This window comes from Halomonas sp. B23F22_10 (assembly GCF_043496975.1).
Classification (GTDB): Bacteria; Pseudomonadota; Gammaproteobacteria; order Pseudomonadales; family Halomonadaceae; genus Halomonas; species Halomonas smyrnensis.
The window spans coordinates 667,499-681,594 of sequence record NZ_JBIEKF010000001.1 but is presented as its reverse complement, the minus strand read 5'-3'; the positions used below and the strand labels follow the sequence as shown (position 1 = coordinate 681,594).

Genomic DNA, 14,096 nt, shown 5'->3' with positions numbered 1-14,096 from the left:
CGTTCACGTTCCCCTGGCACCCGGCACCGCCTCGCGCCCGAAGCGCTCGCGCAGGTGCTCGAGATAGCTGAGCAGCGCCGGGATCACCGCCAGCACCAGCAGCGTCGAGAGTCCCAGCCCGAAGGCGATAGACACCGCCATCGGGATCAGGAACTGGGCCTGCAGCGAGGTCTCAAACAGCAGCGGCATCAGCCCGCCGATGGTGGTCAGCGAGGTCAGCAGCACCGCGCGGACCCGCTGCACCACCGCCTCGTTCAGTGCGGCATCGATGGCCAGCCCGCGGTGGCGCTGCTGGCGGTAGAAGGTCACCAGGATGATGGCGTTGTTGACCACGATGCCGGAGAGCCCGAACAGGCCGAACAGCGACAGCATGGTCAGGTCGAGCCCCATCAGCCAGTGGCCCAGCAGCGCGCCCACCAGCGCCAGCGGGATCGTCGCCATGACGATCAGCGGCAGGCTCCATGAGGCGAACACCCAGGCCAGCACCACGTACATCAGCGCCAGCCCGACCAGGAGCCCGACGCGCATGTCGGCGAAGGTCTCGCGCTGATCGGCGGCGCGGCCCTCGAAGCTGTAGCGCACGCCGTGTTCGCGCATCAGCGTCGGCAGTACCGTGGCGGCGAGATCGGCCAGGATACGGTCGGGCGTGTTGACCGCGGCGTCCACCTCGGCGGTGACCTCCACCGCCAGCCGCCCGTCGGCGTGGCGCAGCGTCTCGAAGCCCTGGCGATAGTCGAAGCGGGCCACCTGATCGAGGAGCACGAAGTCGCCGTCCGGGGTGCGAATCGACAGCCGCGACAGCGAGCTGAGCCGTTCGCGCTGCTCGCGGGGCAGCAGCACCCGCACCTCGACCTCGTCCGGCCCGTCCTGGTAGACCTGCACCAGCCTGCCGTCGTAGGCCGCGCGCAGCTGGCGCCCCAGCTCGCGGGTGGTCAGCCCCAGCGCCTCGCCGCGCGGGCTGACGCGGTAGATCAGCTGCTCCCGGCCCCAGGGCATGTCGTCCTCGGTGGCCAGCACCCCGGGCAGCTGGGAGAGCGAGCGCGACAGCGATGTCGCCGCCGCCTTCAGGGGCTCGGCGGCATCGCCGGTCAGGCGCACGTTGACGTCCTTGCCCGGCGGGCCGGCGCTGCGCTCGCTGATGGTCAGGTTCTCGATGCCCGCCGGCGGGTCGAGGCGCCCGCGCCAGTCGCGGATGATCTCGGCGTTACGCGCCGTGCGATCGTCGGAGGGAATCAGCTCGACCATGATCGAGCCCAGGTTGTCGCCGCTGCGCCCGGCCTGCCCCTCGGCGATCACCGCGCCGTGTCGCGTCACCGCCTGGGCCACCAGGCCACCGCCCAGCGCCTCGTCGGTGGCCTCGAGGGCGGCTTCCATGTCGCTCAGGAAGGCATCGACCCGAGCGCGATCGGTGCCGGCGACGAAGCTCGCGTTGGCATAGAGCACGTTGGGCTCGGGCGTGGGGAAGAAGTTGAAGGCCAGCCGCCCGCCGACCAGCAGCCCCACCGTGGCCAGCACCACGGCCACCGCCGCCGCCAGGGTCGCGGCCCGGTAGCGCAGCGTCAGCGACGAGAAGCGCCGGAAGGGGCCCTCGCGGAAGGCGTCGAAGGCGGCATCGAAGCGGGCGCGGGGGCGCGCCAGCGGCAAAGACCTCGGTGCCCTGGCGCCTTTCGACGCGGCGGGCACGAAGGCGTTGCGCAGATGGGCGGGCAGCACCACGAAACACTCGAGCAGTGAGGCGACCAGCACGCAGATCATCACCACCGGAATGTCGCCGAGGATGCTGCCGATCACGCCGCCCACCATCAGCAGCGGCATGAAGGCCGCCACCGTGGTCAGCGAGGAGGCCATCACCGGCCACAGCATGCGCCGCGCCGCGCCCTCCGAGGCGCGCTGCGAGGCCTCGCCCTGGCGGAAGTGGGCATCGGCATCCTCGCCGACCACGATGGCGTCATCGACGATCACCCCCAGTGCCATGATCAGCGCGAACAGCGAGATCATGTTGATCGAGCCGCCGATGATCCAGAACGTCGCCATGGCACCGAGGAAGGCGGTGGGAATGCCGACCGCCACCCAGAAGGCCACCCTCCCCGGCAGGAAGAAATACAAAAGCCCCAGCACCAGCAGCAGGCCGCCCAGGCCATTGCTGATCAACAGTCCGATGCGCTCGGCGATCAGCTGCCAGGTCTCGTCGTGGACCTCGAGCGTCACCGTGGGCGGCAGCAGCGGGCGCGTCTCGTCGAGCCAGGCCCGCAGCGTCTCGGCCGCCGCCAGGGAGTTGCCGTCCTCGCTGCGCTGCAGCAGCAGCTCCACCGCGCCCTGGCCGTCACGGCTCAGCGTCACCTCGCCCTGCCGGGGCTCCTGGCGGATGATGGCGATGTCGCCCAGGCGCAGCTGCACGCGGTCGCTGCCGAGAATCGGCAGCTCGCCGAAGCCGGCCGGCGAGCGGCGCTGCTCCACGGCACGCAGCTCGCGGGTGCTGTCGCGCTGGCCGATCAGCCCCGCCGGCAGGTCCCGGGACATGGCCTCGACGCGTTCGGCGATCTCGTCGAGGGACAGCTGCAGCCCCTCCAGGCGCCGGGCCGGCACCTCGATGCTGATCTGCTGCTCGGGCAGGCCCTCGATCTCCACCCGGTCGAGGCCCGCCTGCAGCAGCGAGTCCTCGAGCCGATTGGCCAGATGACGCAGCTCGTCGTCGGACAGCGCGCCGTGAATCAGCAGCCGCGCCACCGGCTCGAAGTGCGCCACCCGGCTGATGCGCGGCTCCTCGGCATCGACCGGCAGGTGGGTGAACTCGTCGACCCGCTGGCGCACGTCGTCCAGCGCCAGCACCGGATCGGTGCCCTCGCGGAATTCCAGGCTGATGCTGGACACGCCCTGGGCCGAGGTCGAGGTCATGCGCTTCAGCCCCTCGATGCTGCGCAGTCGCTGCTCCAGCGGCAGGGTGATGCCCTGCTCCACGTCCTCGGCGGCGGCCCCGCTCCACACCGTGCTCACGCTGACCACGTCGAGGGCGAAGTCGGGGAAGAACTGGACGTTCATGCGCGCAAGCCCGAGCGCGCCCCCCAGCAGCATGACCAGCATCACCAGATGCGCGGCGACGCGGTGGTGGACGAAGAAGCTCAACGGGCCGCGACGCCGGCTCATGGGCGCTCCCCGGTCCTGTCGTCTTTTTCCCCGGCGACCTCGACCCTGAGGCCCTCCGCGGCGTTGGGCAGATGGGTGACGATCACCTGCTGGCCGTCGGCCAGCCCCGCGCCGCTGACCAGCACCCAGCCGTCGCCGGGCGCCGTGGCGTCGTTCACCGGGCCATGACGCTCGACGCGCAGCCGACGCATGCGATCGTTCTCGTCGCGCAGGTAGAGCACCTCGTCGCCGTAGAGCGCGCTGGCCGGGACCGCCAGGCTATCCGCCACCGCCGGGCGACGCAGCGTCACGTCGACCAGGCTGCCCGGCCGCAGTCCCCGGGGCTCGCCCACCAGGCGCAGGATCGCCTCGGTGCCGCCCGGCGCGCTCTCGCCGACGAAGCCATCGAGGCGAAACCGCGCGCCCTCGCCCTGGGCGACGGGATGCTCGCCGTCGTCCAGCGCCGCCTGCAGCTCGCCGAGATGGGCGCTGGGCACCTGGGCGCGAAGTTCCAGGCCATCACGCGGGTAGATCGACAGCAGTTCGGCGCCCTCGCCGACCCGCTCCCCGGGCGCCACCGTCACGCCGCTGACGATGCCCTCGAAGGGCGCCAGGACCCTGGCTCGTTCGGCGTCGCGACGCGCCTCGGCGAGCCCGGCCCTGGCCTCGGCCAGCCCGGCCTCGAGCTGGGCCAGCCGGGCGGGGTGGCCGGCCAGGGCGCCTTCCCGGGCGTCGACGGTCACCCGCGCCTGGGCCAGGGCGTCGCGGGCATCGTCCAGCGACGAGGCCGAGGCCAGATTGCGATCGGACAGCGAGCGTACACGCGCGAGCCGGCGGCCGGCGTTGTCGAGCAGCTCGCGCTCCCGGGCCAGCGCGGTGCGATCGCTCTGCTGGCGCACGCGTTCGGCCTCGATCTGCGCCGCCAGGTCGGCGACCCGGGCCTCGGCTCGCGCCACCACCGGCGCCACGTCCGCCTCGTCCAGGACCACCAGCGGCTCGCCTTCGGCCACGCGCTGGCCGTCGCGCACCGGCCGTTCGGCGATGCGCGCGGGCAGCGGCGCGGTGAAGGTCACCGCCTCCGGGGCGACGATCTCGCCGTAGAGCGGCAGCAGCGGCGCATGGCTCGACAGCGCCACGGACAGCGTCTCGACGCGCCAGCTGCGCTCCTGGGGCGCCACCTCGGCGGGCTCCGGGCGCGTCGCCCGCAGGCCGAGAAAGGCGCCGGCGCCGAGCGCCAGGAACAGCACGGGGATCAGCAATCGTCGCATCGGCCATCCATCGGACAGGATTCGAAGACTCCAATATACCGTCTGAACCGCACGGAGAAACCCGAGATTCGTCGTCGACTTGCGCGCCGTCATGGTTCCGTCATCCCGCGCCCCCAGGGTCGTGCCCCGACTACCAAGGGAGACCATCGATGCGACAGGGACGCGACATCCTGGGTCTGGGCGTTCAGCCCCGGAGCAGCCGCCACGGGGCGGACACGACACCATCACGCCATCATCATCGCCGAAGCCCCGCCGGCCGGCGGTGACCTCCGGGGTGATGAGCGTGGACCTGCTGACCGGGCGCGCCATGCACTGGTCACGGGGCGGCGACCACGGCCGATCGGGGAGCGACGCCTGACCGCACCCCGCCGCGGGACGCGGTGCGGAGCGATCGGGTATCATCGCGAGCACGATTCTGCCGCGGAGCCCCCATGCCAGCCGCCCTGCCCCTGCCGCTGTCCACCCCCAACCGCAACATGGTGCGCCTGACCATCGTCCGAGGCATCACCTGGACCGGTTTCCTGTTCGGCATCGTGATCGGCGTGACGGGGCTCGGCTTCGAGCTCGACCTGCCCGCCGTGGGCGCGGTGATCGTGGTGATGGCGCTGATCAACATCGGCACCTGGTGGCGGCTGGGCCGTCCACGGGACGTCAGCCACCGCGAATACCTGGCGCACCTGCTGGCCGACATGGCGGGCCTGACGCTGCTGTTCTACTTCACCGGCGGGGCCACCAATCCCTTCATCAACTACTACCTGGTGCCGGTGACCATCGCCGCCGCCACGCTGCCGTGGCGCCATGCCTGGGGCGTGGCCGCCGCGGGCCTGGCCGGCACCAGCTTCCTGATGGTCTTCTATCATCCGGTGCCTCAACTCGGCATGCCGCACCTGCAGGACGGCATCAGCCTGCATATCCTCGGCGTGTGGCTGAACTTCGCGCTGTCCGCGGGGCTGGTGACCTTCTTCATCTTCAAGATGGCGCGCGCACTGCGCGGCCGCGAGCAGGCCCTGTCGCGCACCCGCGAGGCGGTACTGCGCAACGAGCAGGTGCTGGCCGTGGCCACCCAGGCCGCCGGCACCGCCCACGAACTCGGCACCCCGCTGTCGACCATGGCGGTGCTGCTCAACGAGATGCGCGAGGACGCCCGGGGCAACGAGCTGCTGGAGAAGGACATCGACCTGCTGCGCGAGCAGGTCGCCACCTGCAAGTCGCGGCTGCGCCACCTGGTGGACAACGCCGACCGGCGCCGTATGGCCAGCCCCGAGGTGCGCGAGGCCACCGAGTGGCTCGAGGAGGTCGTGCAGCGTTGGCTGGTGCTGCGCCCGGACGTCGGCTACCGCCTCGAGGTGACCGGCCGCCGCGGCTCGCCGCGCCTGACCGTCGACACCACCCTCGCCCAGGCGATGACCAACCTGCTCAACAACGCCGCCGATGCCAACCCGGACAACATCCTCATCCAGCTCGACTGGAAGGCCGACGAGGTGGTGATCGACATTCGCGACCACGGCCCCGGCGTGTCGCTGGACATCGCCGACCAGCTCGGCGAGACCTTCGTGTCCACCAAGAGCAAGGGCCTCGGCATTGGCCTGTTTCTGACCCATGCCACCATCAACCGTTTCGGCGGCGGCGTGCGGCTGTACAATCATCCCGAGGGCGGCACCCTGACCGAGGTGACCCTGCCTCGCAGTGCCCCCGCCGTCTGAGCGGCCCCGATTCCAGCGAGGATGCCATGCAAGAGACCGACGAACGCCTGCTGATCGTCGATGACGACGAGATGTTCTGCCATGTGCTGCACCGCGCCATGAGCCGGCGCGGCTTCGAGGTGCTGGTGGCCCACGACGCCGAGCACGCCCTGTCGCTGGCGCGCCAGCATGCGCCGACCATGGCCACCCTGGATCTGAAGCTGGAACAGGAGTCGGGGCTCAAGCTGCTGCCCGAGATGCTCGAGGTGGTGCCGGACTGCCGCGTGGTGGTGCTGACCGGCTACTCGAGCATCGCCACCGCGGTGCAGGCGATCAAGCTCGGCGCGGTGAACTACCTGTGCAAGCCCGCCGACGCCGAGGAGATTCTCGCCGCCCTGTCACAGGAAGAAGCCGACCCCGGGGCCGAGGTCGCCGAGCATCCGCCCTCGATCAACCGCCTGACCTGGGAGCATATCCAGAAGGTGCTGCAGGAGCACGACGGCAATATCTCCGCCACCGCCCGCGCGCTGGGCATGCATCGCCGCACCCTGCAGCGAAAGCTGCAGAAGCGCCCGGTCAGGCGCTGAGTCGGAAGCTGCAAGCTGCAAGCTGCAAGCTGCAAGCTGCAAGCTGCAAGCTGCAAGCTGCAAGCTGCAAGCTGCAAGTCGACAGCATGAAACCGCCCGAAGCAAAAGAAACCCCAAAGGCCCGGGCCCTCGGGGTTTCTTGTCGCTCGGCGCTTACTGCGCCGTCCAGCCCAGATCGATGTTCCAGCTGGCGCCGGTGACGGCCCCGGCCGCATCGGAGGCCAGGTAGCCCACCAGCGACGCCACCTCGCCGGGATCGATCAATCGCTTGACGGCGGCGTTCTTGAGCATGATCTGCTCGACCACCTCCTGCTCGTCCATCTGGTTCAGTCTCGCCTGGTCGGCGATCTGGTTCTCCACCAGCGGCGTCTTCACATAGGCCGGGCACAGGGCGTTGGCGGTGATGCCCTGCGGGCCGCCTTCCAGGGCCGCGGTCTTGGTCAGCCCGATCAGGCCGTGCTTGGCGCTGATGTAGGCGGCCTTGCCGGGGGACGCGACCTGGGCATGAATCGAGGCGACGTTGACGATGCGGCCCCAGCCGTTTTCGCGCATCGAGGGCCAGGCGGCCTGGGCCAGCCGGGCGGGGTGGCCGGCCAGGGCGCCTTCCCGGGCGTCGACGGTCACCCGCGCCTGGGCCAGGGCGTCGCGGGCATCGTCCAGCGACGAGGCCGAGGCCAGATTGCGATCGGACAGCGAGCGTACACGCGCGAGCCGGCGGCCGGCGTTGTCGAGCAGCTCGCGCTCCCGGGCCAGCGCGGTGCGATCGCTCTGCTGGCGCACGCGTTCGGCCTCGATCTGCGCCGCCAGGTCGGCGACCCGGGCCTCGGCTCGCGCCACCACCGGCGCCACGTCCGCCTCGTCCAGGACCACCAGCGGCTCGCCTTCGGCCACGCGCTGGCCGTCGCGCACCGGCCGTTCGGCGATGCGCGCGGGCAGCGGCGCGGTGAAGGTCACCGCCTCCGGGGCGACGATCTCGCCGTAGAGCGGCAGCAGCGGCGCATGGCTCGACAGCGCCACGGACAGCGTCTCGACGCGCCAGCTGCGCTCCTGGGGCGCCACCTCGGCGGGCTCCGGGCGCGTCGCCCGCAGGCCGAGAAAGGCGCCGGCGCCGAGCGCCAGGAACAGCACGGGGATCAGCAATCGTCGCATCGGCCATCCATCGGACAGGATTCGAAGACTCCAATATACCGTCTGAACCGCACGGAGAAACCCGAGATTCGTCGTCGACTTGCGCGCCGTCATGGTTCCGTCATCCCGCGCCCCCAGGGTCGTGCCCCGACTACCAAGGGAGACCATCGATGCGACAGGGACGCGACATCCTGGGTCTGGGCGTTCAGCCCCGGAGCAGCCGCCACGGGGCGGACACGACACCATCACGCCATCATCATCGCCGAAGCCCCGCCGGCCGGCGGTGACCTCCGGGGTGATGAGCGTGGACCTGCTGACCGGGCGCGCCATGCACTGGTCACGGGGCGGCGACCACGGCCGATCGGGGAGCGACGCCTGACCGCACCCCGCCGCGGGACGCGGTGCGGAGCGATCGGGTATCATCGCGAGCACGATTCTGCCGCGGAGCCCCCATGCCAGCCGCCCTGCCCCTGCCGCTGTCCACCCCCAACCGCAACATGGTGCGCCTGACCATCGTCCGAGGCATCACCTGGACCGGTTTCCTGTTCGGCATCGTGATCGGCGTGACGGGGCTCGGCTTCGAGCTCGACCTGCCCGCCGTGGGCGCGGTGATCGTGGTGATGGCGCTGATCAACATCGGCACCTGGTGGCGGCTGGGCCGTCCACGGGACGTCAGCCACCGCGAATACCTGGCGCACCTGCTGGCCGACATGGCGGGCCTGACGCTGCTGTTCTACTTCACCGGCGGGGCCACCAATCCCTTCATCAACTACTACCTGGTGCCGGTGACCATCGCCGCCGCCACGCTGCCGTGGCGCCATGCCTGGGGCGTGGCCGCCGCGGGCCTGGCCGGCACCAGCTTCCTGATGGTCTTCTATCATCCGGTGCCTCAACTCGGCATGCCGCACCTGCAGGACGGCATCAGCCTGCATATCCTCGGCGTGTGGCTGAACTTCGCGCTGTCCGCGGGGCTGGTGACCTTCTTCATCTTCAAGATGGCGCGCGCACTGCGCGGCCGCGAGCAGGCCCTGTCGCGCACCCGCGAGGCGGTACTGCGCAACGAGCAGGTGCTGGCCGTGGCCACCCAGGCCGCCGGCACCGCCCACGAACTCGGCACCCCGCTGTCGACCATGGCGGTGCTGCTCAACGAGATGCGCGAGGACGCCCGGGGCAACGAGCTGCTGGAGAAGGACATCGACCTGCTGCGCGAGCAGGTCGCCACCTGCAAGTCGCGGCTGCGCCACCTGGTGGACAACGCCGACCGGCGCCGTATGGCCAGCCCCGAGGTGCGCGAGGCCACCGAGTGGCTCGAGGAGGTCGTGCAGCGTTGGCTGGTGCTGCGCCCGGACGTCGGCTACCGCCTCGAGGTGACCGGCCGCCGCGGCTCGCCGCGCCTGACCGTCGACACCACCCTCGCCCAGGCGATGACCAACCTGCTCAACAACGCCGCCGATGCCAACCCGGACAACATCCTCATCCAGCTCGACTGGAAGGCCGACGAGGTGGTGATCGACATTCGCGACCACGGCCCCGGCGTGTCGCTGGACATCGCCGACCAGCTCGGCGAGACCTTCGTGTCCACCAAGAGCAAGGGCCTCGGCATTGGCCTGTTTCTGACCCATGCCACCATCAACCGTTTCGGCGGCGGCGTGCGGCTGTACAATCATCCCGAGGGCGGCACCCTGACCGAGGTGACCCTGCCTCGCAGTGCCCCCGCCGTCTGAGCGGCCCCGATTCCAGCGAGGATGCCATGCAAGAGACCGACGAACGCCTGCTGATCGTCGATGACGACGAGATGTTCTGCCATGTGCTGCACCGCGCCATGAGCCGGCGCGGCTTCGAGGTGCTGGTGGCCCACGACGCCGAGCACGCCCTGTCGCTGGCGCGCCAGCATGCGCCGACCATGGCCACCCTGGATCTGAAGCTGGAACAGGAGTCGGGGCTCAAGCTGCTGCCCGAGATGCTCGAGGTGGTGCCGGACTGCCGCGTGGTGGTGCTGACCGGCTACTCGAGCATCGCCACCGCGGTGCAGGCGATCAAGCTCGGCGCGGTGAACTACCTGTGCAAGCCCGCCGACGCCGAGGAGATTCTCGCCGCCCTGTCACAGGAAGAAGCCGACCCCGGGGCCGAGGTCGCCGAGCATCCGCCCTCGATCAACCGCCTGACCTGGGAGCATATCCAGAAGGTGCTGCAGGAGCACGACGGCAATATCTCCGCCACCGCCCGCGCGCTGGGCATGCATCGCCGCACCCTGCAGCGAAAGCTGCAGAAGCGCCCGGTCAGGCGCTGAGTCGGAAGCTGCAAGCTGCAAGCTGCAAGCTGCAAGCTGCAAGCTGCAAGCTGCAAGCTGCAAGCTGCAAGCTGCAAGTCGACAGCATGAAACCGCCCGAAGCAAAAGAAACCCCAAAGGCCCGGGCCCTCGGGGTTTCTTGTCGCTCGGCGCTTACTGCGCCGTCCAGCCCAGATCGATGTTCCAGCTGGCGCCGGTGACGGCCCCGGCCGCATCGGAGGCCAGGTAGCCCACCAGCGACGCCACCTCGCCGGGATCGATCAATCGCTTGACGGCGGCGTTCTTGAGCATGATCTGCTCGACCACCTCCTGCTCGTCCATCTGGTTCAGTCTCGCCTGGTCGGCGATCTGGTTCTCCACCAGCGGCGTCTTCACATAGGCCGGGCACAGGGCGTTGGCGGTGATGCCCTGCGGGCCGCCTTCCAGGGCCGCGGTCTTGGTCAGCCCGATCAGGCCGTGCTTGGCGCTGATGTAGGCGGCCTTGCCGGGGGACGCGACCTGGGCATGAATCGAGGCGACGTTGACGATGCGGCCCCAGCCGTTTTCGCGCATCGAGGGCCAGGCGGCCTGGGTCAGCAGGAAGGGCGCGGTCAGCATCAGATCGATGATCCGCCGCCACTGCGCCTCGGGGAATTCCTCGATCGACGACACATGCTGGATGCCGGCATTGTTGACCAGGATATCGAGCCGGCCGAAGCGGCTCAGGGCATCGGCGACCGCGGCCTTGCAGGCCTCTCCGTCGGTCAGGTCGGCCTGGAAGAAGGCGGCGCCGGCGCGCTCGGCGATCGCCTGGCCCTCGGGATTGAAGTCCACGGCCAGCACCTGATGGCCCTGCTCTCGGAAGTGGCGCACCACGGCCTCGCCGATGCCGCTGCTGGTGCCGGTGACGAGCGCCACGCGCGGCGTGGATGATTGAGCGGTCATGGAGTCTCCTCGTTCCAGTTCCATGGGAAAGCTGAAGATACGACGCTGCGCCACCAGCATATGAACCTTTGCCGCACTGCACCAGAGCGACCTTTCTCCTACTCGGCGGCAGCCGGCGCCATCACCTGCGCCATCAACCGCTGGGCCAGCCGGCTGCCGTCCTGCACCGAATCGAGATCGGAGAGATCGTCGAGCAGCGTGCACAGCCACAGCCACTCGCCGGCGCGGAGCGACACCGCCTGGAAGGGATAGCGCCCGGAGGGCAGCGCCAGCGTCAGGCGCGCCCCCTCGCCGGGACACGCCTCGTCGTCTTCCGGCACCAGCGCCAGCGACAGCGAACCCGGGGTGATCAGCGCGCCCAGCAGGCCGCGCCGACCGTCCGGCAGCGCCTGGGGCTGGAAGCACAGGGCATCCACGCCGAGCCGCGGGTTGTCGCCGGGGGCGCGGCGGGCGGCCTCCAGGAAGTCGCGCTCCCAGACCTGCGCCAGGCGGTTAAGGCGGTCGTACTGATCGGCGGACAGGGCCTGCATCACGGCGCTCCTGCGTTGAGATGACACGATGAGATGAACGGGCGGCCAGTATAGCCAGCCGACCGGGGGTTACTGCTAGCATGGTAAGCCTAACGACACCCCGAGGAGCCGCCATGACCCCCGAACAGCGCCTGGAGATCGCCGTCGACATCGCCACCCACGCCGGGCGGATGATCATCGAGGCCCGCGAACAGGGCGATTTCGACCATCGCTACAAGCAGGGCCAGGAACTGGTCACCGACATCGATCTGCAGGTGGACACCTACATCGGCGAGCGGCTGGAGGCGAGCTTCCCGGAGGAAGCGCGGCTCAGCGAGGAGCTCGCCCCGGACCGCGAGGTCCTCGAACGGCCCGATGCGCTGTGGGTGGTGGACCCGATCGACGGCACCGTCAACTTCGCCCACGGCCTTCACCATGTGGCGGTCTCGGTCGGCTGGGCCAGCGGCGGCAAGGTGAGGCTCGGCGTGGTCCACGCCCCCTTCCTCGGCGAGACCTACACGGCGCTGGCCGGACGCGGCGCCTGGTGCAACGGCGAGCCGATTCGCGCCAGCGGCAACAAGGAGATGGCCACCAGCCTGGTCGGCACCGGCTTCCCCTATCGCCGCGACAGCCGGCCGCCGCTGATGCGCCGGCTGATGGCCGTGCTCACTCACTGCCAGGACGTGCGCCGTGCCGGCTCCGCGGCCCTCGACCTGTGCGCCGTGGCCAGCGGCCGCCTGGACGCCTACTACGAGAGCGTCTCGCCCTGGGACCTGGCCGCCGGCCTGCTGATCGCCCGCGAGGCCGGGGCGCGCACCGGCCATCTCTATCCGGTCCCCGGCGGCTTGCCCGAGGATCTCTACGGCGAGAACCTGCTGGTATCGAGCCCGGCGCTGCACGAGCCACTCGGCGAGCTGCTGCGCCACGCCGACGCCAGCGACCAGGACGCCCTCTGAGCCCGGCCGCCGGGGCGCACGCCCCCGGCGGCAAGGCTCCCTATAGGGCGATGCAATCGCCGCCTCAGCCGATGCCTATTGGCCACACGCGCGTCGCTGGGGCAGAATGGCCCCCGATTTCGCCTTTATCCCCTTTCGATGCATCCGTGATGCAAGGAGTCATGTCATGTTCGTCGTCATCTTCGGCCGCCCCGGCTGCCCGTTCTGCGTTCGCGCCAAGGAGCTCGCCGAGAAGCTCGAGAGCGCCGGCGCCATCCAGGGGCATCGCTACGTGGACATCCACGAGGAAGGCATCACCAAGGCCGACATGGAGAAGACCATCGGCAAGCCGGTCGAGACCGTGCCGCAGATCTTCGCCGACCAGACCCACATCGGCGGCTTCACCGAGTTCGACCAGTACGTTCGCGAACAGGGGCTTCTGGAGAAAGCAGAAGCCGCCCAGTAAGCCGCACGACACGTGCCAGACGAAGGCCGCCCAAGGGCGGCCTTCTTGCGTCATGGCCGCGCCTGCTGCCTCGTTGAATCCGCCCACACCCGCGCGGCTTACACTGCCTGAGGGGACAACCACGCGGACAGAGGAAGAGGCAGGATGCAGCGGGAAGAATTCATCCAGCAGCTATGGCTGGATTACGTTCATCAGCACCCGGATCTCGGCGGGCTGCGGCTATGGCCGGTGGAGACCCCGCCGGAATACCTGACGCTGCTGACGCTCAACCACGGCCCCTGGGCCATGGAGGCGCTGCTGCCGACCCTGGTGCGTTTCGGCTATCGCCCGCTGCAGCGCTATGCCATGGCAGACCGCGGCCTGCTCGCCACCCTGCTGGCGGCTCCCGACGATGGCGCCTGGCTGGTGCTGGCCGAACTGCAGCTCGGCACCCTGTCGCGGCCGCCCCGCGAGGCCCTGCAGCAGCTGGTGAGCCAGGCCCATGCCGCCGACACCCGGGGCCAGAACCTGCTGTGCCGCGGTCGCCCCTGGCCGATGCCGGACTGGGCCACCTTCCAGGCACTGACGGCGGCACATCCGCTGGCCGGCTGGCTGGCCGCCATGGGGCCGCGACTGCATCATCCCGGCTTCGACTGCGCACGGCTCGGCCAGAGCCTCGATCACCTCGACGGCGCCCTCGCCCAGTCGGGCATCGACGGCAACGCCGACCGCCATCACGGCATCCTGCCCGTCTCGCCACTGCTCGACTACCGCTTCTATCCGGGGCCGGCCCGGCGGCTGATCTTCGCCGAGGGCGACGAGCACAGGGTCACCGCCGGCGGCCTGGCGCTGGTACAGAAGCAGGTCAGCGCCAATCAGGAGCGCTGCGCCGAGCTGCTGCTGCCCCACCACACCCGCTGCGAGCTCACCTAGGTTCTGTACGAAAACTGTCTGCGCTCGCCCATCCGGCGGGCGTTTTTTGCTGGCCAACCGAGCGCCAGCTCACCCGCCGTTTCTCGCCCCGGCCTCCGCCCGCGTCCCTTGACGATTCGGCCTCGAGGCGTCCCGGCTCGCGCCGCGCCGGCGCGACCATCCACAGTTTCTGTGGATAACGCTGTGTATCATCTCGTCACAGGCGGCGACGAGCCCCGTGACATGGCCGTGGCGCTTGTAATGGTCAGTTTTTCGGCACTCGCCGGCAACGA

12 protein-coding genes are annotated in these 14,096 nt (G+C 70.1%); 7 read left to right on the top strand and 5 right to left on the bottom strand.

Features of this window, described 5'->3' with window-relative positions; genetic code table 11:
- Positions 1 to 3 precede the first annotated feature (3 nt).
- A complete protein-coding gene (locus ACGTNF_RS03065) occupies positions 4 to 3,144 on the bottom strand; it encodes an efflux RND transporter permease subunit (RefSeq protein WP_394600375.1) in 3,141 nt (1,046 codons plus the stop codon).
- Positions 3,141 to 4,391, bottom strand: coding sequence for an efflux RND transporter periplasmic adaptor subunit (locus ACGTNF_RS03060; RefSeq protein ID WP_394600374.1), 1,251 nt, complete (start codon positions 4,389 to 4,391; stop codon positions 3,141 to 3,143). The genes ACGTNF_RS03065 and ACGTNF_RS03060 overlap by 4 nt, the downstream gene beginning before the upstream one ends.
- Positions 4,392 to 4,822: 431 nt before the next feature.
- Between ACGTNF_RS03060 and ACGTNF_RS03055 the strand changes: the two genes are divergently transcribed.
- Together ACGTNF_RS03055 and ACGTNF_RS03050 are read left to right on the top strand one after the other, a co-directional pair.
- A complete protein-coding gene (locus ACGTNF_RS03055; protein ID WP_394600372.1) occupies positions 4,823 to 6,094 on the top strand; it encodes an ATP-binding protein in 1,272 nt (423 codons plus the stop codon).
- 26 nt (positions 6,095 to 6,120) lie between these two features.
- Entirely contained in the window at positions 6,121 to 6,660 is a 540-nt protein-coding gene (locus ACGTNF_RS03050) for a response regulator transcription factor (protein WP_016854857.1), read from the top strand.
- Positions 6,661 to 6,813: 153 nt separating this feature from the next.
- On the opposite strand, the gene ACGTNF_RS03045 is transcribed toward ACGTNF_RS03050, so the two are convergent.
- Positions 6,814 to 7,809 carry an SDR family oxidoreductase gene (locus ACGTNF_RS03045; RefSeq protein WP_394600373.1) on the bottom strand — a complete coding sequence of 332 codons (996 nt, stop codon included), beginning with the start codon at positions 7,807 to 7,809 and terminating at the stop codon, positions 6,814 to 6,816.
- 431 nt (positions 7,810 to 8,240) lie between these two features.
- On the opposite strand from ACGTNF_RS03045, the gene ACGTNF_RS03040 reads away from it, so the two are divergent.
- A complete protein-coding gene (locus ACGTNF_RS03040) occupies positions 8,241 to 9,512 on the top strand; it encodes an ATP-binding protein (RefSeq protein ID WP_394600372.1) in 1,272 nt (423 codons plus the stop codon).
- 26 nt (positions 9,513 to 9,538) lie between these two features.
- Entirely contained in the window at positions 9,539 to 10,078 is a 540-nt protein-coding gene (locus ACGTNF_RS03035; RefSeq protein WP_016854857.1) for a response regulator transcription factor, read from the top strand.
- Positions 10,079 to 10,231: 153 nt separating this feature from the next.
- Here ACGTNF_RS03035 and ACGTNF_RS03030 read toward each other — a convergent pair whose 3' ends face one another.
- Both ACGTNF_RS03030 and hybE read right to left on the bottom strand, forming a co-directional pair.
- Positions 10,232 to 11,002 (bottom strand): 3-hydroxybutyrate dehydrogenase, encoded by a 771-nt coding sequence (locus tag ACGTNF_RS03030; protein ID WP_152478908.1) that lies wholly within the window; start codon positions 11,000 to 11,002, stop codon positions 10,232 to 10,234.
- A gap of 98 nt (positions 11,003 to 11,100) precedes the next feature.
- A complete protein-coding gene (gene hybE, locus ACGTNF_RS03025) occupies positions 11,101 to 11,532 on the bottom strand; it encodes a [NiFe]-hydrogenase assembly chaperone HybE (protein ID WP_394600371.1) in 432 nt (143 codons plus the stop codon).
- A gap of 113 nt (positions 11,533 to 11,645) precedes the next feature.
- Here hybE and ACGTNF_RS03020 point away from each other — a divergent pair, with 113 nt between their 5' ends.
- The 3 genes from ACGTNF_RS03020 to ACGTNF_RS03010 all read left to right on the top strand — a co-directional run bounded on the left by ACGTNF_RS03020 (position 11,646) and on the right by ACGTNF_RS03010 (position 13,824).
- Positions 11,646 to 12,467, top strand: a complete 822-nt coding sequence (locus ACGTNF_RS03020) for an inositol monophosphatase family protein (protein WP_016854854.1) — start codon at positions 11,646 to 11,648, stop codon at positions 12,465 to 12,467.
- Between the two features lie 166 nt (positions 12,468 to 12,633).
- The gene (locus tag ACGTNF_RS03015) at positions 12,634 to 12,912 is read left to right on the top strand and encodes a GrxA family glutaredoxin (RefSeq protein ID WP_394600370.1); all 279 of its coding nucleotides are present in this window, start codon (positions 12,634 to 12,636) and stop codon (positions 12,910 to 12,912) included.
- 144 nt (positions 12,913 to 13,056) lie between these two features.
- Positions 13,057 to 13,824: a VOC family protein gene (locus tag ACGTNF_RS03010; RefSeq protein ID WP_394600369.1), complete on the top strand. Its 768-nt coding sequence runs from the start codon at positions 13,057 to 13,059 to the stop codon at positions 13,822 to 13,824.
- Positions 13,825 to 14,096 lie beyond the last annotated feature (272 nt).